At 67.1% G+C, this 18,733-nt stretch carries 19 protein-coding genes and 2 pseudogenes; 12 read left to right on the top strand and 9 right to left on the bottom strand.

The window, feature by feature from the left end; translation table 11 throughout:
• The first annotated feature begins 539 nt into the window (after nt 1-539).
• The 3 genes from ACWCP6_RS28695 to ACWCP6_RS28685 all read left to right on the top strand — a co-directional run bounded on the left by ACWCP6_RS28695 (nt 540) and on the right by ACWCP6_RS28685 (nt 3,169).
• Nucleotides 540-1,529 carry a phosphotransferase gene (locus ACWCP6_RS28695; protein WP_450935473.1) on the top strand — a complete coding sequence of 330 codons (990 nt, stop codon included), beginning with the start codon at nt 540-542 and terminating at the stop codon, nt 1,527-1,529.
• A 358-nt stretch (nt 1,530-1,887) separates the two neighbouring features.
• On the top strand, nt 1,888-2,610 hold the full coding sequence (locus ACWCP6_RS28690) for a transposase family protein (protein ID WP_450935508.1): 723 nt from the start codon (nt 1,888-1,890) through the stop codon (nt 2,608-2,610).
• Nucleotides 2,519-3,169 (top strand): transposase, encoded by a 651-nt coding sequence (locus ACWCP6_RS28685; RefSeq protein WP_450935472.1) that lies wholly within the window; start codon nt 2,519-2,521, stop codon nt 3,167-3,169. The genes ACWCP6_RS28690 and ACWCP6_RS28685 overlap by 92 nt, the downstream gene beginning before the upstream one ends.
• Nucleotides 3,170-3,178: 9 nt before the next feature.
• Here ACWCP6_RS28685 and ACWCP6_RS28680 read toward each other — a convergent pair whose 3' ends face one another.
• The 6 genes from ACWCP6_RS28680 to ACWCP6_RS28655 form a co-directional block, all read right to left on the bottom strand.
• A complete protein-coding gene (locus ACWCP6_RS28680) occupies nt 3,179-3,457 on the bottom strand; it encodes a hypothetical protein (RefSeq protein ID WP_450935471.1) in 279 nt (92 codons plus the stop codon).
• Nucleotides 3,458-3,587: 130 nt separating this feature from the next.
• Nucleotides 3,588-3,860 (bottom strand): hypothetical protein, encoded by a 273-nt coding sequence (locus ACWCP6_RS28675; protein ID WP_450935470.1) that lies wholly within the window; start codon nt 3,858-3,860, stop codon nt 3,588-3,590.
• Between the two features lie 142 nt (nt 3,861-4,002).
• Nucleotides 4,003-4,560, bottom strand: coding sequence for a telomere-protecting terminal protein Tpg (gene tpg, locus ACWCP6_RS28670; RefSeq protein WP_450935469.1), 558 nt, complete (start codon nt 4,558-4,560; stop codon nt 4,003-4,005).
• A gap of 3 nt (nt 4,561-4,563) precedes the next feature.
• The gene (gene tap / locus ACWCP6_RS28665) at nt 4,564-6,672 is read right to left on the bottom strand and encodes a telomere-associated protein Tap (protein ID WP_450935468.1); all 2,109 of its coding nucleotides are present in this window, start codon (nt 6,670-6,672) and stop codon (nt 4,564-4,566) included.
• A 247-nt stretch (nt 6,673-6,919) separates the two neighbouring features.
• Entirely contained in the window at nt 6,920-7,582 is a 663-nt protein-coding gene (locus ACWCP6_RS28660) for a nucleotidyl transferase AbiEii/AbiGii toxin family protein (protein WP_450935467.1), read from the bottom strand.
• Nucleotides 7,579-7,941: a hypothetical protein gene (locus ACWCP6_RS28655; protein ID WP_450935466.1), complete on the bottom strand. Its 363-nt coding sequence runs from the start codon at nt 7,939-7,941 to the stop codon at nt 7,579-7,581. Before ACWCP6_RS28655 ends, ACWCP6_RS28660 begins: the two co-directional genes overlap by 4 nt.
• A 290-nt stretch (nt 7,942-8,231) precedes the next feature.
• Here ACWCP6_RS28655 and ACWCP6_RS28650 point away from each other — a divergent pair, with 290 nt between their 5' ends.
• A complete protein-coding gene (locus ACWCP6_RS28650; protein WP_450935465.1) occupies nt 8,232-9,113 on the top strand; it encodes a S41 family peptidase in 882 nt (293 codons plus the stop codon).
• A gap of 201 nt (nt 9,114-9,314) precedes the next feature.
• Here ACWCP6_RS28650 and ACWCP6_RS28645 read toward each other — a convergent pair.
• Nucleotides 9,315-9,493 (bottom strand): annotated as a pseudogene (locus ACWCP6_RS28645) (IS5-like element IS4811 family transposase); the annotation flags it as partial.
• Nucleotides 9,494-9,758: 265 nt separating this feature from the next.
• On the opposite strand from ACWCP6_RS28645, the gene ACWCP6_RS28640 reads away from it, so the two are divergent.
• Complete coding sequence (locus ACWCP6_RS28640; protein ID WP_450935464.1) at nt 9,759-10,868, top strand: outer membrane protein assembly factor BamB family protein; 1,110 nt, start codon at nt 9,759-9,761, stop codon at nt 10,866-10,868.
• Between the two features lie 659 nt (nt 10,869-11,527).
• Nucleotides 11,528-11,692: a hypothetical protein gene (locus ACWCP6_RS28635; RefSeq protein ID WP_450935463.1), complete on the top strand. Its 165-nt coding sequence runs from the start codon at nt 11,528-11,530 to the stop codon at nt 11,690-11,692.
• A 242-nt stretch (nt 11,693-11,934) separates the two neighbouring features.
• On the opposite strand, the gene ACWCP6_RS28630 is transcribed toward ACWCP6_RS28635, so the two are convergent.
• Nucleotides 11,935-12,456 carry an NUDIX domain-containing protein gene (locus tag ACWCP6_RS28630; protein ID WP_450935462.1) on the bottom strand — a complete coding sequence of 174 codons (522 nt, stop codon included), beginning with the start codon at nt 12,454-12,456 and terminating at the stop codon, nt 11,935-11,937.
• Nucleotides 12,457-12,565: 109 nt separating this feature from the next.
• Between ACWCP6_RS28630 and ACWCP6_RS28625 the strand changes: the two are divergent.
• The 5 genes and pseudogenes from ACWCP6_RS28625 to ACWCP6_RS28605 all read left to right on the top strand — a co-directional run.
• A pseudogene (locus ACWCP6_RS28625) lies at nt 12,566-12,670 on the top strand (ATP-binding protein); the annotation flags it as partial.
• 105 nt (nt 12,671-12,775) lie between these two features.
• A complete protein-coding gene (locus tag ACWCP6_RS28620) occupies nt 12,776-13,078 on the top strand; it encodes a hypothetical protein (protein WP_450935510.1) in 303 nt (100 codons plus the stop codon).
• A 642-nt stretch (nt 13,079-13,720) separates the two neighbouring features.
• On the top strand, nt 13,721-14,197 hold the full coding sequence (locus ACWCP6_RS28615; protein ID WP_450935461.1) for a DUF7919 family protein: 477 nt from the start codon (nt 13,721-13,723) through the stop codon (nt 14,195-14,197).
• 553 nt (nt 14,198-14,750) lie between these two features.
• Entirely contained in the window at nt 14,751-15,128 is a 378-nt protein-coding gene (locus ACWCP6_RS28610) for a hypothetical protein (RefSeq protein ID WP_450935460.1), read from the top strand.
• The gene (locus ACWCP6_RS28605) at nt 15,122-15,970 is read left to right on the top strand and encodes an ATP/GTP-binding protein (protein WP_450935459.1); all 849 of its coding nucleotides are present in this window, start codon (nt 15,122-15,124) and stop codon (nt 15,968-15,970) included. The genes ACWCP6_RS28610 and ACWCP6_RS28605 overlap by 7 nt, the downstream gene beginning before the upstream one ends.
• A 209-nt stretch (nt 15,971-16,179) precedes the next feature.
• On the opposite strand, the gene ACWCP6_RS28600 is transcribed toward ACWCP6_RS28605, so the two are convergent.
• A complete protein-coding gene (locus tag ACWCP6_RS28600) occupies nt 16,180-16,728 on the bottom strand; it encodes a hypothetical protein (protein ID WP_450935458.1) in 549 nt (182 codons plus the stop codon).
• 447 nt (nt 16,729-17,175) lie between these two features.
• On the opposite strand from ACWCP6_RS28600, the gene ACWCP6_RS28595 reads away from it, so the two are divergent.
• Nucleotides 17,176-18,723, top strand: a complete 1,548-nt coding sequence (locus ACWCP6_RS28595) for a hypothetical protein (protein ID WP_450935457.1) — start codon at nt 17,176-17,178, stop codon at nt 18,721-18,723.
• Nucleotides 18,724-18,733: the final 10 nt, after the last annotated feature.

Genomic DNA, 18,733 nt, shown 5'->3' with positions numbered 1-18,733 from the left:
CCGGCCGGGCAGAGTCCCGGAGAACAGTTCCCGGACCAGGACACCGCCGACACTCTGGCCGCGCTGCCGTGGTTCAGCGCCGCCCGGCCCGCCGTTGCGCTGCTGGCTGTGCCCTGCGGGTACTGGGTCGCGGAGCATCATCACTGCCTACTGGACCGAGGGCCAGAGGGGCCTGGAAGGACGCGACTGGTGTCTGAATCAGAGGGACTGAGCGGTGCTTCCGACGCACGACGCTTCGAACCCGGCGACCGCGTGAGACCGCGTGAGGAGACAGATCACCCGGAGGACCCGGTAGGCACTGTCATCGCTCGGGCATCCACCGGAGAGCTGTTGGTCGACTTTCCGCTCGCTGGGGGCGAGATGTATCTCGACGAGGAACTGGAACTCGTGCAGCCTGCGCCGCCCGGTGGGAAGCCGCCACCTTCGTAATGGCCCCGGGGCAGGTGTGAGCACGAGCCGAAGATCCTGCCAAGGCCGGCTGACTCGCTGGAAGGCGGACTCGGACCAACGGCACGCCGGGCCGAGGATAAGGTCGGCGGATGCGCCAGTTCACACATGCTGAAGCCTTGTCGAGGGTCGTGCATGAGGCACTGGGGGCGGGAGTCCACGTTGTCGCAGTGGACCGGTTGCGAGGCGGGAGCAAGAAGGGGGTCTACCGGGTTCACGTGGACGGATCACGTGCAGCAAGTGTGATCGTCTACAGCTGGGCCGAGGGCGAGAACTTCTGGCCGACTGCGGAAGGCATCGACGCGGCCAACCCGTTCTCTCCCGCCTCCGGGCTGGCCCCATTTCTGGCCGCTCAGCGAAGGCTGGACCGCCTCGGAGTCCGGGTTCCAGGGGTACTCCTGGCTGACGACAGCCGACAGCGCTACCCGGCGGATGTGGCGGTGGTTGAGGACGTTGTCGGCGGCACTCTGGAAGCGCTCCTGAGTTCGGATCCTGCACGCGCATCAGATGCCTTGAGCGAGCTGGCAGCAATGCTCGAAGTGATGCACGAGCAGCACAGTCGGCAGTACGGCAGAGTGGACGTGCTTGAACGGGGCGACAAAGCAAGTGGCGTTTCGTGCGAGCAGCTTGTGCTTGAGCGTGCCTTCGGGGATCTCGCCGAGGCGGCCGAACGCGACCCCAGGATCGGATCAGCCGCGGCCCCCTTGCACGATCGCCTGCAGGAACTGGCCACACGGGTGTCTCCGCGCGCGGAACACGGGCTGATCCACGGCGAACTCGGGCCCGACCACGTCCTGGTCGATGGTTCCGGACACCCCGTGCTCATCGACATCGAGGGTCTGATGTTTTTCGATGTGGAGTGGGAGCACGTGTTCCTGCAGCTTCGTTTCGGCGAGCAATACCCGGCTTTGTCACGCCCCGGACTCGATCCAGCACGGCTCGACCTCTTCATGCTCGCGATGCGTCTCTCCCTGGTGGCCGGCCCCCTGCGCCTCCTGGACGGCGACTTTCCACACCGCACAGTGATGCAGGAAATCGCCGACCACAATGCGAAGGAGGCGCTGGCCCTGCTGGTCCCGTAGCACCGGCGCCAGCCACATACGTCCCGCTCCTGCCGCTACCTGCCTCGACGGCCGGCCGCCCTGACACGCGTCTAGCCGTCCCACGTTCCCGAACTCGGCCATGCCGTCATCTCGCTTCGACATTCACCAACCGGCTGATCGACAACTGACCCCAGAACCTGTCGACAGTCGCTGTTCCTCGAGAGGCTCTGGTCCACTTCTTGTGGTCGCGTACACAGCGTGACGGTTGGTCGTCGTTCGATGGCGGTTGAGGTCGCCCGAAAATCGATCTGCCGGAGGGTGATGGCGTCGACAGTTCTGCGCCGTGAACAACGTGCGGCCGAAGCTGGAAGAGCTGCTGTTCGGGTCGGTGGAGAACATGTCAGTGGAGTCGGTCGACGTGGCTGACGCTGTCGTAAGCGTGGAGGCCCGGTCCACGGCCAGGCGGGCGGCCTGTCCGGGCTGCGGGTGCTGGTCGAGTCAAATACACGGCTCTTACCTGCGGTTTCCCCGTGATCTACCCACGTCGGGCAAGCTCGTCGTCATGTCGTTGCGGGTGCGCCGGTTCGTATGCGCGGAGGGCTCCTGCCCGCGTAAGACGTTTGCCGAGCAGGTGCCCGGCCTCACTCGTCGATTCGCTCGGCGGACGGAGCGGCTGCGATCGACGCTCGTCTCGGTCGGCCTCGCGCTCGCGGGTCGGGCCGACGCCCGAATGTCGGACGCCTTCGGAGTGCGTGTCAGCCGGAACACCCTGCTGAGGCTGATCACGTCGCTGCCGGATCCGCCCACCGCCACTCCCCGCGTGCTCGGCGTCGACGAATACGCTCAGCGCAAGGGCCGGATCTACGGAACCGTGCTCGTCGACGTCGAAACAGGCGCCGGAGTCGCCTGCGTCCTCGCCGTGGCCAACGGGCCACCGGTTCGCCGAACGCACTCGCGCCAAGCACGCCACCGTCCACGCCCTGCTGGCCGCCGGTCACAGCAAGCGGTCCATCGCCCGGCAGCTCGGCATGGGCCTCAACACCGTTCTCCGATTCTCCCGCGCCACCGAGCCGGAGCAGCTGTTCACCGGCCAGTGGCAAAGTCGCGCCACCAAGCTTGACGCCTACAAGCCCTACCTGGACCAGCGATGGCAGCAAGGCTGCACCAACGCCTGGAAACTGTGGGAGGAGATTAAGGCGCAGGGCTACCCAGACGGCTACGGCAACGTCCGCGCCTACGTCAGCCGGAACCTACGCGGCAAGCCCCAGCCGGTCAGCCCCCGGCCGCCATCCGCCCGCGCCGTCACCCGCTGGATCCTCACCCACTCCGACGCCCTGGCCGAGAGCGAACGGCTCCATCTCAAGGCCGTGCTGGCTAACTGCCCCGAACTGGACGCACTCGCCGAGCATGTGCGCTCCTTCGCACACATGCTCACCCAGCTGCAAGGCCACCAACTGCCGGCATGGATCGAAGCGGTAACCGCCGCCGACCTGCCCAGCCTCCAGCGATTCGCCCGGCATCTGGAGCGCGACTTCGACGCCGTCACTGCCGGACTCTCGCAGCCGTGGAACTCCGGAGTCGTCGAAGGCCATGTCAACCGGATCAAGATGCTGAAGCGCCAGATGTTCGGCCGCGCCGGCTTCGAACTCCTACGCAAGCGCGTCCTGCTCTACTCCTGAATGGGCTGCTCAGGACTCATCGTCGATCAGCCCGAAGTCTTCCGGGAACTCTTCCAGGAACTCGCGACGAGCCGGGTCGTTCTCGGCGGCTGCCATCTCCCCGACCAGCTCAATCAGTTCCCGTCGCTGATCATTAGGCAGCGTACTGACCACGTGAGCGACGCCCTCCATCACCTTGACCGCATCGTCCTGATCCATCTGCTCGTCTTCGCTGCCGTCGATGAACCACAGGACATCGACCAAAGCCTCGGCCAAAGCACGAGTCAGGGACGGGTATGAAGACGTCACGATGGTCTCCCAGCAGATCAACGGCAGAGTCCGGCCATCCCACCACACACCACTGACATCACATTCCGTGAGCCTCCACGGAAAGTGGACCAGAGCCCCTCGAGATGCACGAAGCCACTGCTCGCCTCCGTCAGGCACGCGTCTTCTCGTATCCCGTACTGCTGAACTCCTCAAGCGCCGAGTCGACCCGTCCGAATTGGCGGGTGAACGCCTCGGCGTCGAGGTCGCACAGCCGGCCGGCACGGCCACGGTTCCGCAGATGCAGCTCAAACTGTGCCGTCGCTGCTGCCCTGATCGCCTCGTACAGCTCTTCGGCTGCTGAGATCACCAGCGGGGAGGCGAGCATCTGCAACACCCGGCGCTGGTTGCGGCGATTCGTGACCCCGGCATCCGCGGTGTCCACGGCGACCGGCACCGGGGCGTCGAGTGACGCGACTGGGGATTCGATTCAGCTGCGTGACAGATCCGCCTGAATGATTTGCGTGGCCCGCAGAAAAGAACGGCAGAAACTCAGCGCCTCCCCTCGTCCCCCATCCGGCTCCGTGTCAGTAATCGAGATCCAGGTAGTCGATGTCGGTCATAGCGACATCTGAGAGTCCCATCGCGCGGGCTCCGCCGTCCTGGAAGTAGATCTCTTTGAATCCGTCGGCGATGATCTGGCGCATCTGCTGGTCACTGACACCCGCGTCGCGGGCGTCGAACAGGCGCTGCGCGTACTCCGGAGGGAGGTGCACGGTGAGGCGCCGAAAGCGTCCGTCGTCGGTCGTGCCGACCGGCGCGGTGTAGCCGAACCGAGCCCTCGTCTCCACTGTGATGCCGCCCGTAGTGGCGGCCTGCTTGCGCCGACGCTTGCGCACCTGCGGCTGCCAGCGGGCCCGCACCGCCGCCTCAATCTTCTGCTGGATGTCCTTGGGCGGGTGCTTGCGGGCACCACGCCGGTAGCGGTTGACCGAGTCGGCGGTGACGCCGAGCTCCTGAGCGACAGCCTTCGCGGACTTCAACTGCTTGAGCAGGAACCCGATCTGGCCCTTGAGCGTCTTGGGCGGCTCCCGGGTGAACGCCTCCCGGTCGGCCCGCTCAATCGCGTCCTCGATCTCTCCCACGGCTCACTCCCCTTCGTCGAGGACGGCGTCTCCGCCCTTGATGTGGCGCGCTGGATTGAGGCCCTTCTCCATGAGGTCGACCGCCCAGGCCATCTCCTGGACGCCTTCCAGCTTCGCCAGGCCCGGCGCGGGTCCGAGGCGGAAGCCGCCGGGCTGCGGCTTGCCGGAGGCCGCGTAGGGCAGGAAGTCCAGCGGCGAGGAGCCGGGGCTCGGGTAGACGACGCAGTCGGACAGTACGGCGAGCGGGTACAGGCCCGTCATCCGGGACATGTTGAGCAGCTTGCGGTGCATGTTGACTCGGGCCTTGCTGATGACCGCGGCGCGGATGTCGGGTCGCCAGGTGGGCCGCTCCAGGGCGGGCCAGCGGTCTCCGTCCTTGTAGTGACGGCCCTGCGGGCGTTCGCGCAGCTTGCCGATGCCTCCCTTGACCGTGGACTTGATGGCGGAGAGCACCGCGGCCAGCGCCGGGTCGGCCTCCTTGTAGCGCTCCATCGCCGCGAGGAACGCGTGCTCGTCCAGGTCCCGGGTGATGCCGAGTTCGGTGAGGGTGTCGACGTAAGCGTTCCTCAGGCGGTCATGCCAGGGGTCCAGGTACGCGCCGGTGTCCCGGCGCAGGTACGCCTCGATCGGCTGGACGTTGTAGCCGAGTTCCTGGGCGTAGGCGACGGTGTGCGTCTGGTACCAGGCCGGGCCGGTCGGCCGGACACCCGAGGGGGTGAACGGCGACGGGAGCCGCGGGTCGAGCTCGATGAGGGAGAGGTCCACGAACCAGCTCCCGGGGATCTTGGGATTGAATCGCGGGTTCACGAAGTGCTCGGGGCCGGACAGGCCCACGGTGAGCCGGGCGGCCGCAGCGAGGAACGCCGTGTTCAGGTCCAGGCCCACCGCGTAGGGAAGCATGCACTCTGCATCGGTGAGCAGGTCGACGTCGCGCACCCACTGGTACGCCTCCTCGTCCAGGAACCCGCCGGTCCAACCGGAGTTGACGACCACGGGGTGCTCCTGGGTGGCTTCCGGAGGTGCCGGATCCATCGGCGCTGTCCCCAGCGAGCCGGGGTTGTGGCCGGAGACCCAGTTGCCGGTCGCCTCGTCCCTAACGGCTCGGGTCGGCGGGCGCAGCGCCGTCATCAGCTCCAGGCCCGACACGGCCGTGCTGCCGCGCGGGGTGATGACCCGGGTTGCGTAGACGCCGAGGACGCGGGCGATGTCGGCCGGCGCCATCTCTGCTACGCCGGGCCAGGAGCGGGTGTCGAGTGCGTCCCAGGTCAGGACGGCAAGCTGCACGCACTGCCGCTGACTGCCGGTGGCCTTGCGGTAGATGCGCGCCCACGGGCCGAAGCCGCGCTGTGTGAGCTGCCACTTCGCCTGGGTGATCTGCTTGACGACTGGGTGGTCCTCGGGGAGGCGCAGGGAGCGGCGCTGCTCGTGGCCCTCCAGGCGCTCGGGCAGCCCGACCTTCACGGCGGCCTCGGCGGTGAGCACGATCAGCGGGTCGGAGTCCTTGCCGTTGCGGTGCAGCTTGGCAGAGCCGAGGCCGGATTCCTTGAGAGTCCACTCCACTAGCTCCGGGATAGTGGTCGCGGGGCAGTCGAGCACGATGCCGCCCACTCCATACGCGGAACCGTCGCCGTCCAGCACGGCGAGCGGGCCGTGCGGGAAGCGTGGGTCGACGGCGGCCTTGGCGGCCTTCTTCGCGGCCGGACGGTGCGACGACGACGGGCGGCGCGAGGCTTGCCGCCCCAGCGCGGCCGGGGCGGCAGCTGCCTTCGTCGGGGCGACGGTCTTTGCCTCGGGCGCGGCCGTGCCGGTGAACATCTCGGAAGTCGGCTGGGGTTCGGCGGTAGCGGCGGGAGTGGCGCCGTGCGGGGGGTACTTCGCTGCCCAGCCGTTCAGCAGCCGCTGGTACGCGGACAGACGTGGCTCCTTGGGTTCGGAGCGGCCGTTCTCCCAGTTCTTGACGGTCTGTGTCGTGGACTTGAGAGCCTTGGCGAGGCGAGCCTGGGTGATGCCGGCGGCCTCGCGCAGGCGGGCGCGTTCCGCGGGGGGCGGCAGCTGAGGCTCCTCCTCCAGCAGGGCGTCCACGCTCGCGAACAGCTCTTCCTCGGATGCCATGTCTTCCTCCCACCCGAAACCCTACCAGCCTTTCCCCTAGATTTAGCCTTTACATTAACCCGATCTGAAAGTGTCGGTACGGTGCTTGCCACGCCCTGGGCGAAGGTGTCGACGTCCGAGCCGTGGACTGTGTTGCGCTGCTGGCCCCAACCGCGCGCCTCACAACATCGTCCAGGCCATCGGCAGGGCACTGCGGCACATGACCTGGCCCGAAGCCAGGCGTGCACGAACCGCAGCAGTCTCTCTGTCAGGCCCCGTCGTCTGCGCCGAGCCGCTGATCAAGGTCGTTCGCCCAAGTCTGCGCCCAGGCGCGCAGGTGTGTGATCTTCTCGGATCCGAGTCCGTAGGCGGCGAACTCCTCGTCGTCGTACCACTCGGTGCCGACGAGGCGGTCGCGGAGTTCGTGGAGGCTGAACTCGTCACGGCCGTGCCGCTCTCCGAGCCGTTCAAGGTCGGCGGTGGCGTGATGCTCTGCGGCGGCGTGCACGTCGATGAGGTCTCTCACGGCGCCTCGGTCCGCCAGCGCGCGGACTTTGGTACCGATGACGTCGTCGAGCGCGAGGACAGGGCCGTACTCGGTCTCCTTGGGCGGTGCCCAGAGGTTCTCCTTGAGGACGTCCACCTCGCAGTCTTCGCCGGTGGCGGGGTCAGCAGCCACCAGCCGCGCGGAGAGCGGGTCCGCACTGATGACCGTGACAGCCCAGCCTCGCCGGGTCAGCCCCTGCTCAAGATCATGGACGATGTCCCTCATCGGGGCCGGATTCTCGGTGGCGACGTCGAGGTCCTGGCTCAGGCGGTCGACGAGCCCATGGGCCTGGACGGCATACCCACCAGTGATCACCAGCGGATAGGGCGTGCCGATGGCCAGAACATCTCTCAGGAGCCGGCGGTGCAGGTCACTGAGGTTCACGCGGCGGCCGATGTCCGCCGGAGCGCGGGAAAGGCGTCCTCCCACACCAGACGGATGTGCCGGCTGACCAGTGTGCGCAGCACAGGCCACTGGGCGAGCAGCAGGTCCTGGTTGAGCAGGGTCGTCAGGTCATCGCGCTGGCCTTCGGCCAGGACAGTGCGGTACAGGCTCATCCGAAGGCGGGGCCGGTCCAGGTCGTAGGTGCGAAGACCGGACCAGGCGACATGCAGCGGCAGCATGACCTCGCCATGCACGGGCCCGGTGAGGTCATCGAGCGACCTGGGCAGACGCCGTGCATACCGGTCCCGCAGCACGTCCGCGGTGGCGAGCGAAGGGACGGGTGAGGACTGTGCAGCCATGGTCCCGATTATCTCAGCTCCACCCGGCGCCGTTACCTGACCTCCACCACGAACAAGTACCTCTTTCTCATCTGGGAACTCATCGGTGGCTGATCGCTAACCTTGGGGTTGCTGCTGCAAGAGGCCTGGGGGGATGGATGGGTCGGGGACGTTCACTGCGTATGTCTGCCTGCGCTGGGCTGGTCGGATTCGTCGTTGCAGTGTCGGGGTGTACGAGCGGTTCACAGGATGCGTCCAGCGACGGCATAACGCCCGCAGCGCGGACGTACTTGTCGAAGGCGCTGACCATCATGGAAGAGCACTCCCTTGCCCGTCATCAGGTCGACTGGGCAGACCTGCGGAGCAAAGCGTTCTCGCAGGCTCGCGGGGCGCGGAAGCCGGCGGACACCTATGGGGCGATCTACTCGGCATTGCGGACTCTGGGCGATGGGCACAGCACCTTCTGGGAGCCGGAGCAGGCCAAGGCGAACCTGGGGCCGTCCGCGGTGTCTTTTGACGGTCTCCAGGGCCGTTCCATGAAGAACGACATCGGGTATGTCTCTCTGCCCGGAGTGAACGGTTCCCAGAAGACGTACGACAAGTACGTGCGGCAGGGCCGCGACGCCGTAGCGAAGGCGGACCGCACGGGAGCCTGCGGCTGGGTGGTCGATCTGAGGTCGGAGACCGGCGGCGGCATATGGCCGGTGCTTGCCGTCGTCGGGCCCATTCTGGGCGATGGCAAGGCGGGCATGTTTGTGGACGCGGACGGCAAGAAGTCCGTTTGGTCGATCAAGAACGGCGCCCCGTACGAAGACGGCAAGTCGGCCGGCTGGAGCGACAGCCGACCCGTCGCCAGGAGCAGGCCACCAGTCGCTGTCCTGACCAGCAAAAAGACGGCCAGTGCGGGTGAAGCGGTCGTGGTGGCCTTCCACGGACGTCCGGACACCCGGTTCTTCGGCGAACAGACCCGCGGCGTCCCGACGGGAAACGACGCATACCGCCTCTCCGACGGGGCCATGCTGATCCTCACAGAAGTCAGAGAGGCGGACCGGACGGGCCGTACATATGACGCAGCGATCCCGCCGGACGAGGAGATCGTCAAGGACCCGCGCCCGGTAGCTCGCAACCGGGACGCAGTACTGGACTCGGCCCAGAGCTGGCTGCTCAAGCAGGCTGCCTGCCGGCGACCGTGATGCTGCCGGTCAGGCACCTCGAAGATCTCGTAGCTGAGTGATGCGAAGAATTACGGGTCTTTCCACTCGCGTCAGGCGGCGGGTTATGAGACGGCTTCGGGCTGGTGAGGGGCGAGGTGACGACAGGCGCCTCCCAAATGATCAGTCCGGTTGGGTTGCGCGGTAGTCCGGCTGGCCGCTTCTGCGGGAGGTTCGGCAGGCGATTCGCCCGGCCATGAGCATGATGGCCGCCCAGGTGATCAACGACTCAGAATGCTGGATAGCCGTTCATAGTCCGGCGCATGTTTGCGGGCATGCATGATCCAGGCCAGAGGCTGCTCGACCGCCCATCGGCGGGGAAGGACGACGAACCTGGCGGTTTTGTTGGGCCGACTGGCGGAAGGCCGACGTGCGCTGCTGCCCCGATTAGGGTGATCGTCTGTCGGTTTCCTGGAGAGCGGGGACGCTATGAGGCACGCACAACTAAGCAGCGCGGCAAGGTGGTTGACCGTCGCGGCAGTCTTAACGGCTGCTGTTACAGGGTGCGCTGATGACCGAGGCCATCCAAAGGCGACTGCGCCCACAGCCAGCAAGTCGGCTCCCAGGCCCCGTCCGGTCCATGATCCGCCAGCACGGTTCGCTGTCGAGGCAGGCAACGTGATGCCCATGGAGGCGACGTCCGGGCGGCTGACCCTCGGCGGCACACTCGATAGCAAGATTCCCGTTGCTCTCTACAAGGCCACGGCGTACGTGGCGGCACCCGACCGTGTGCAGGCTGTCGACACGGCTACCGGGCACATCACGGCCACCATCCGACCGCAGGGCGAGCCGCTGAGCGCGGTCGAGACCATGGGCGATGACAATCCGGCCCAGGCGCCTGCCGTCGTCACCCGGGGCACTCCCACCGTGGTTGCGCCCTTCCTGATCGAACAGGCCGGCACTGGTACCCAGGCGGACCACATAGCGCTCGAAGTCACTGGCAGCAACGCGGACACTGGTACAGCGCTGTGGCGGATGTCGCTGAGACTGCCCGCCTGGGCCGACGGAGCTCTTGATCTGCACACTGCCGTCGCCGGGACCAGCGGCGGCATGGGCGCTGTCGTAGTCGCCGGCACGTACCACTCGATCACCTACGGAATCGACCTGGCATCCCACCGCCAGGTTTGGGCGAAGGACGGGTTCGAGGCAGCCTCGGTCGCCGGCTCCACCGTTGCAGGGACAACCCTCGAGGCAGTCGACGAACATCAGAGGGCTGTCGGATACGACATCACCACCGGCAAGCACCTTTGGGATGGCCAGGACAGCTTCGAGCTGGCAGCGTATCCAGCCGGTCCGGACCTCGTCCTGGTCCAGGGCCGCGACTACGGCAGCGGCAACCACTACCACCGCCTCCTCGACGCTCGCACCGGCGCAACCAAGCAGGACATGCCGGCCGAACTCGCCGGATCCAGCTGCGACTACGACCTCAAGCGCACCCTCGTCTGCTCGGGAACGGGCTCACCAGCCGAAGTCGCTTACGCGTTCGACGCCACCAGCGGTGCTGCCCTGTGGCATCTGCCAAACAAACAGGCCGACCGCATCGCCCCGGAGGTCACCGCGGCCTGGCACGGCCGGGTGTACGGCCGCACCAAGAACGGTCCCGTCGCCCTCGATGCCCGCACCGGCAAGGACACCCCCGCACAGCCAGACCTCGCACCCATCCTGGTCGACGAATCCGCAGGACTCGCCCTCGACCATGCCGGCGACAATCTCATGGCCTACCCCACCACCGGCTGAGCTGCTCCAGCGCCGCGAGAGGAACACAGCGGCGCTGCACGGGGCACAGCCGGAGGCGTCCATACGCTCCGGCTGTTCAGCCAGGCAAGTTACGTGGCCAAGGCGCCAGCAGTGACGGCGGTGCCACTTCGTGGCCGTCGGCTTCGGGCTGCTCCCTCCGGCAATGCAGCTCGACGGCGACGGCCCTGGCCCACGGGCGTCATCGTGGTCGCTCACGGTGTAGGTGGCGACGTGGCTGGAACCAAACGGCTGTGTGGTGCACCCGACGGGAAAGCCGCTGCGAGCACTCGCATCACGATCGAATTGGGGGAGCTGCGATGAGTCAGTTGCAGAAGATGAAGGTGTGGCTAGGTCTGCCCGCGTTACTGGTGGCACTGGCCATCGCGGTCGCCGGCTGCACCCCCTGGCCAGGGGGCCGACACAAAGGAAAGGTCCAGGGGGCCGTGCCTGTGTCGAGGGAACGGTGGACTGCCATGACGACCAAGGGGTTGAAGAGAGTCCCTGACGGCTTGCCCGGCTCCAGCACGAGGGCTACCTCGGTTTCCTCGACCTGGATACATCCGATCCAAGCCCGGCCGGGCGGTCCATGGCGCCGGCAGCGGCGCTGCCCCCACTGGCCCCGTCGCTCTCGCCCTCGACCGTCACCGAAGGACTCGGCCATGACCGACGCCCGCACCAAGCGCGCCCAAACCCTCGCTGCCGCTGCGAAGGCGGGGTCGCAGGCCAAGACGGAGGCGGCGGAGAAGGCGATCGGCACTCTGGTCAAGCGAGGCGAGCCGATCACCTTCCAGGCCGTCCAGCGTCTCCCACTTCTTCCTCTATAGCCGCCCCGACCTGCATGGTCGTATTGAACGTCTGCGGGCCCGGGCTCGTCCGCTCCCCGCGCCGGCGCCTCCGGCCGATGAACAGAGCCCCCTCATCCTTGCGCTAACCAGCGGATCGGCCGCCTGAAGAAGCGACGCCGCGAAGAAGTACAAGCTCTGCGGGACGTGCTCGAACCAGCCCAAGGCGAGAATCTCGACCTCACCCGCGAACTCGCCCGCCGTGGAGGAACCTCACCAGTCCCTCAGTAGCGGCCCAATCGATCAGCCAACCATGCGGCATGCTGACGGATTCGGGATAGATCGTCGGGAAAATAGCTCTCCCAGCTCTCGTCCAACCTCTTCCAAGCCACCGGCTGCCCGGCCTCCGGGACAAACGAAGCCGCTGCATCAACGACAGCGGCATACGACAGCCCGAGAGTGACCGGCAAGTCCGGGTGATAAGAGCGAACCGCAACCGCTGCCGGCTCGGGCAGCAGTTCCGCCCGGAGTCCCGTCTCCTCGACAAGCTCTCGGGTCGCACCCTCCCGCGGTGTCTCGCCGGCCTCGACCTTCCCACCCGGAGGAACCCAACCCCGCCAACGGTGCTTCACCAACACCAGCCGGGCAAGATCCTTGTCGAACACCCAGACCTCGGCCGCAAGAGGCTCCATCGGTCCCTGCCGAGCAGCAGCCAGCCACCGGCAGGCCCCGTCGAACTCGGCTATCGCCTGTTCGGCATCGTTCACGGCTGCTTCGACGGCCCGCTCGTCGACTTTCTGAACCATCGGGCCAACATCCGTGGCTGCACTGACATCGCAGCCACGTCACATCGATCTCATGAAGGTCCCACCAGTGACAACATGCCGAATCGAATCTCGAACCGAACCCTCGATAACGCCAGGAGTCGGCAAGACCCACATCGCGGTTGCTCTCTCAGGCGCCGCCTGCCGGGGCGGCTTCTCCCTCTACCTCACCAGCCTCGACGACATGGTCCGCAGTCGTCGGCACCTTGGTCCTGAATCGCGCGCCAGGGCTGATCGTCAGTGGTTGACTGCTCTCCCGCTGCCGCTACAGCGGGAGTCCGTACTCATGTGGGGAGAGAAGTTGACCGCCGAACAGAATCGGGAGAAGTCCACCGTCGCCGACTGGTGGTGGATCGCAGCAGCCATCCTGAGCTCGGGAGCCATCGCGCTTGCCAACTTTGGCGGCAATTCCGGGGAGCGCGCCGCATGGGTGCTGTATCCGGCGGCATGGCTGCCGACGATCGCCGGCGTGGTGTGGTGCCGAAGGAACAATCGGTCGGACAAACTGCGCGATGTCCGGCAGATCATCGCGTTCCTGATAGTGACGGCGGCGTGCTCGCCCTCTTACACCGTGACGCCCTGCCGTTCTAGAACCCCGAACTGAAGGTTCGGATCCTCAACCCTCTCTGTCGATGCGGCCAAGGACATCACGGTCTACTTTTCCTCAATCTGACAACCAGTGCAGATCGCCTTCTGCTCCCCGCACCTGCGGAGATGGCCCGCCAGCCGGGATGCGGGAGGTAGAACTCCTGTTCCGCACATTTGCGAGGACGGCCCCGCCGGCCACCTTCTTGCCGCCTTCGCCGAATCTGCCCCCGCTGCCGTGGGGATGGCCCTCGACGTCCAGAACGGCGGCGCTCGGAACCCTCTGCTCTCCGCGCCGCGAGGTGGTCCCGCCGGAGCAACACCCTCGCGTTCCCCCATTGGAGCTGCTCCCTGGCACTCGCGGCGACACCGTCCATTTCCCGGACCCGGGGATGCCTCCAGGTAAGTCAGGTCGCTGATCACGCCGTTCGAGTGCTCCCCGCCCCTGTGGAGACCTGCGCCACATTGTCGGCACCCTCGAGGCTGACCACCCCACCCGAGCCGTCGCTGACAACCTCGACGCCCGCCGAACCGCCATACCGGCCGCCTGAAGGACGCCCACGCGCCATTCCCCCGGCCTGCGCCGCTACAGCGCCAACGACGACTACTGGCGCGCCCAAGTGGTTATGCCCCCGCCGACCTGTTCGGGGAGGATGCCCCAGTGTTCTACGAAGATCTCAGCGAGTACGACTACCTGGACGATGACACTTTCATAGACGGGGAGTCGGGCCTCTACGCGCTCTGGTACCGCCCGGAGTACACCCGGCTGAACATCGGATGGCTTGAGGCTGGCAAGCCGTACTCGACCGGAAGTGTCCCCACTGCGTTCGTGGAAAAACTGCAGGCGGTTCAGAGGACTCAGTGGATGAATGTCTGCCTCGGGGTGCACGAGTGCGACCTGTGTCCTGAGGACGAGGCTCCGGAGGGGAATGGCGAGATCCGGATCCCGGGCGATGCCAGCATCGCCTATGCCGCACCGTTCCTCATCACCCACTACGTCACCGCCCACAGCTACCGGCCGCCTCAGGTCTTCATCAATGCCGTTCTCACCGTTGACCTCGACGCGTGGGCTGCCGCGCGGTGGCCGGACGTGCCCTTCCCCTGGGTTCCGCATAACGCAGAACGCATGCTGGAGTAGAGGAGAGGGAGCTTGACGCGTGCCGACGAGGAGAGCCACGTGCCTGGCCATCGGACGCGGCCTACTTCTCGGGCGATGACTCACAGGACATCACTGCGCGTGTGGCTCACCACGGAGGGTTGCAGCTGCCCTCCGCGCGGGCGCGGCGCTTACCCGGCTCAGCCCATGCGGGCAAGCCGGTGCGGGTTGCCGATACCTCTGCGTACGCGATGCCGTACGCGGAGGTTGTGCACCTGGGCGGCGGGCGGCGGGTGTTTGCTCAGCTACTCCGAGATCTTCTGTGACTGGTCTCGTGCTGCGCGTTACGGTCATCCGGTTCTGTTCGCGACTGCACGGAGGTGGTCCGATGGTGGCGGCTCGACAAAGGCACGGTGCAGTGGCGCTCTGCGGCACTGTGGCGCTGGCTTTCGCGCTCGCGGGATGCGGTGGCAGCGACGGGGACGGGAAGGCCTCTGAGGACTCCTCGGCGACGCGTGCGGCATCGGCTGACGTGTCGCCGTCGGCTGGTCCTCAGAAGACGGACAAGGTGGCGGTGCTGGCTGTGTACAGCTCCATGTCTGCAGAGCAGATGAAGGCGTACCGGAAGGCCTCAGCCAAGGGCACCGAGGTGGAGAAGTACGCAACGGCCGAGGCGCTCGGACAGATCCGCAACGATCTCGCCCGGATGAAGGAGGCCGGGACTGTGGTGCGCGGGGAGATCAGACACCACGCGAAGGTGACCGGGCTCGACATGGAGGCCACCACCCCGAAGGCCACGCTGGCGGACTGCGTGGATCTGTCGAAGTACCAGACGTACGACATCAAGGCGCGGAAGGTGATCCCGCTGCCCTCCGCCCAGCCGCTGCGGTACGTCATGACCGCGAAGGCGGAGCGGTGGCACGGTCGGTGGATGGTGACCAGCCTCAATCCGCAGGGCGGGCCCACATGCTGAGGAAGGCGGCAGCGGCCGCAGCGCTTCTGGTGGGCGGTCTCGTGCCTGTCGCGTACGGGGCCGATGGCCCCAGCGCGGGCGTCTGCCGGGGTGCCACGCTCTTTGTCAAGGTGTGCGCCCAGGACGGCGGCAGCAGCCCAGCAACGGGCCGGCTACGGCGGGCCGGCGCTTCGGGCAGGGGCAAGTCGTCGGGGCCCTCCTGCACGTACACCAAGCTCGTTCCGCAGCCTCCGCCGGAGAACATGTACTGGCACGGGCACCAGAGCGAAAAGGGCGCGGTCTACGGGGTGAGCTGCCCCGGCACGGACACGGCGCGGACCGTTTTCATCCCGGCCGGGACCAAGGCACCGACCGGGCCGCAGATCGATCCGCAGGTGCTGGCCCGCCGGGCGGCTGACTCCATGAAGCTGGCGGGCCCGGACATCGCCAGCCCGAGGACCGGCGGTCGGTACGTGGTGGGCATGCCCATGTGGCTGTGGGTCAGGAAGTCGGCCACGACGTACGGACCGAACTCCGCGTCGGCGACGGCCGGCGGGGTCACGGTCACCGCCACGGCCAAGGTGTCGTCCATCGCCTGGGACATGGGCGACGGCACAACGGTCACGTGCACCGGCCCCGGCACCCCCTACGACGCCTCCCAGGGCAAGAACCCGTCACCCGACTGCGGCCACCTCTACAAGGCCGCGTCCATCGGGCAGAAGGACGAGAAGTACGCGGGGAAGGCCACGGCCACATGGACCGTCCAGTGGCGGGCGGCAGCTCTCGGCGACGCCGGAGAATTCACCGAGACCCGCACCACCCCGTTCAGCGTCGCCGTCCAGGAAGTGCAAGTCGTCAACTGACCGGCCAAGGCACACGGGATCCGGCGCCTTGATCCACTCGGGCCGCGTCTGGACGTGCAGCTGACCCCGCTCCCGGCAGCCGGGCCCGCCCCCGGGCTCCCTGGTCGATTCGAGTCCTGACAGTCCGCTGCCCGGGGTGGGGGGACATCCGGGCTTTCAGTTGGCCTCGTCCTGTCCTGGGCGGACAAAACCCCACGACAACAAGGGGTCTATTCGATTGCGGATGTAGCTGATGGCTTGGCAACGTTCGGGGCACCGTCCGCGTTTGAATCAGCAGCAACGACGAAGACCTCCTTGCCCGGGAGAAGGCGGTTGCCAAGGCCAAGCACGCCCGCTCCGGCTGCTCGTACCGGCTGACCATGCGGCGGCGGCTGCGGAAGGCCGGCGAGGAACCGGTGGCCCGCTACCTGATCCGCATCTCCGTAGACAGCTACCCCGGCGACCCCGAGCAGTCCAACGCGCATTGCCGTGTCCACCCGTTGCCCTTTCTGCCCCAGATAGGTGCGGATCGGATGGTCAACCATGTTCCATAGGCCGTGGGCGTCAGCGGCGCCCAGGGCGGAGCGTCGTCGAACAGTCCCTGCAGTGCGGTGCCGACGATGTCGCTGGCGGCGGCGAGGGGTCATGATGACCAGGCACAGTGCGGCCAGCGCGCAGATCGCCTTGGGCCAGTTCGCCGCGCCGTGCCATCCGGCGTGCCGGGCCTGCCGGAGGTCTTCCCACCGGCGATAGAGCACGCCGCCCTCGGCCCAGCCCAAGTTCGGACACACACCTGACTCACCCAAGGAGGAGGCGCACTCAGTGAGCAGAGTACGCGTTGCGGCGATCCCGCCGCTCCATCCACCGGGCAACGCCGCGGCGCCCGGCCATGCCACGCCTGACCAGGCCGGTGCCGTGCTGACGGCCCTGCCCTGACATGCCTGTGGCCGTCCCTTGGCGAAGGAACGGCCACAGTGACTCGCCCGAGTCAAACGCACCATCAGTGATCAAGGACCGAACCCAAACCCTGAGGGTGCTCCAGACGGCGTGTGCGACCACGCCGCTGCCAAGGATAAAACGTACCGACCGGTTTTCCATCTCACAGACCAGTCACAATGCGCGACCCTCGGCACTGGAGACCCCCTCGCTAGCCCGAAGGGGGAATGCCACGTGCATCTGCTCCGCCCCGCTCCCCGACCGGCCCCGGCCGGTACGGAGGCGCGCCCATGAACGACGCCCGAGCACGCAGCATCGCCCAGATGCTCGCCACCATCCGCGCCCAGGACACCGACACGGATCCTTTCGAGGTCGAGGCCGAGGACGAGCTGCCCTACGTCCAGCTCGGCCACTGGATCGGCCTGGCCGACGTCAGCGCGAAGGCCAAAGAGCTGTACTGGATCCTCGCCATGCACCTCAACTACAAGCGCGGCGACCGCTACGTGTGGCCCAGCACGGAGATCCTTGCCATGCTGCTCGGCTACTCACGCGGCGACAAGATCACCAGCTTCGCCCGGGAGCTCGAAGCCATCGGCGCTCTCAAGGTGATCAAGGTGCCCGACGGCAAGGGCCCCCAGAAGAAGAACGTCTACAAGCTGCGCCGCACCCCGCCCGACGGCTACACCGGTTCCCGGTCCCTCAGCGAGTTCTACGAGCGCCTGGGCAGGGCGTACGACGGTGCCGTCCTCGATGGGATCCAGCACGCCAACTCAATCAAATCTGCAGGTCAGAACGTATCCCCCGGATCGGGGGGATACGTCTCCCCTCAGTTGGGGGCAGATGTAGGCCCTCAGTTGAGGGGCCACGTGACCCCTCAGTTCGGGGGGATAACTACAAGAACCCTTAACTACAAGAAGGAGAACGAGCAGGCGCCTTCGGCGCGAAGCGCCGGTGACGCCCGCAGGGCTACTACAGGTAGTAGGACGTGCGAGCCCAGCGGCTCCGCCGTGACGAACGACGTCAAGGCACCTGAGCAGGCCACCAGCAAGAAGAACCAGGTGCGGATGACCCGGGAGCAGGCTAGGGCAGTCAAGCTCGTGGAGAGCGCCTACCCTGCCTCCCTCGTGGCCAAGATGCCCGCCTATCGCCCGCCGACGGTACGAGACGCGATCCTCGCGACCCTGGGGACCGGACCGGCTCAGCGCACCGCCGAACAGATCGCCGCCCGCCTCGAACGGCGCTGGTACGCCTGGAGCTTCGCGGACAAGGACCGGCAGGGCGAGATCAGGAGCTACCCCGGCGTTGTCGTACGGCTGATCAGCTCGCAGCCCTGCGGCAATGCACGCTGCGAGGACGGGATCGACATCGACGACGGCGAGCCGTGTCGGGCCTGCCCGGAACGGCAGCACGACCGGCGCAGCCGTCCGAAGAGCCCGGTCCCCGGCCCTCGGCAGCAGGAGGCCACCCGAGTCCGATGGGAATGCGCGGATGCCGACTGCCGCCGGCCAGGCAGGGGTGAGCTTCCGGCCGACGGACTGTGCCCTGACTGCCGGGAGCGTGCAGCCAAGGCCGCAGCCGCAGCCCAACGACTTGCCGGGGAACTCGCCCGCCAGAACGAGACGCGACGCCACCAGGCGTCGGAGGCTTGGCAGAAAGTCCTCGATGAGGCCTACGCCGAACACCAGGAACGCAAGAAGGAACAAGGCCGACGCCAGGCCAAGGAAGCCGAGGAAGTCGTGGCCACCGCTCAGCAGGAGTCGGATCAAGCGGAGACCCTGCGATTGCGCGAGCAACTGGCCCAGGAGTACCCCGAACTCGCTGAATACGCCCGCCGGTAGGCACCGGCGG

Source organism: Streptomyces sp. NPDC002004, from assembly GCF_053593975.1.
Note: the sequence above shows the minus strand (reverse complement) of the source record. Positions and strands in the feature narration are given on the sequence as shown.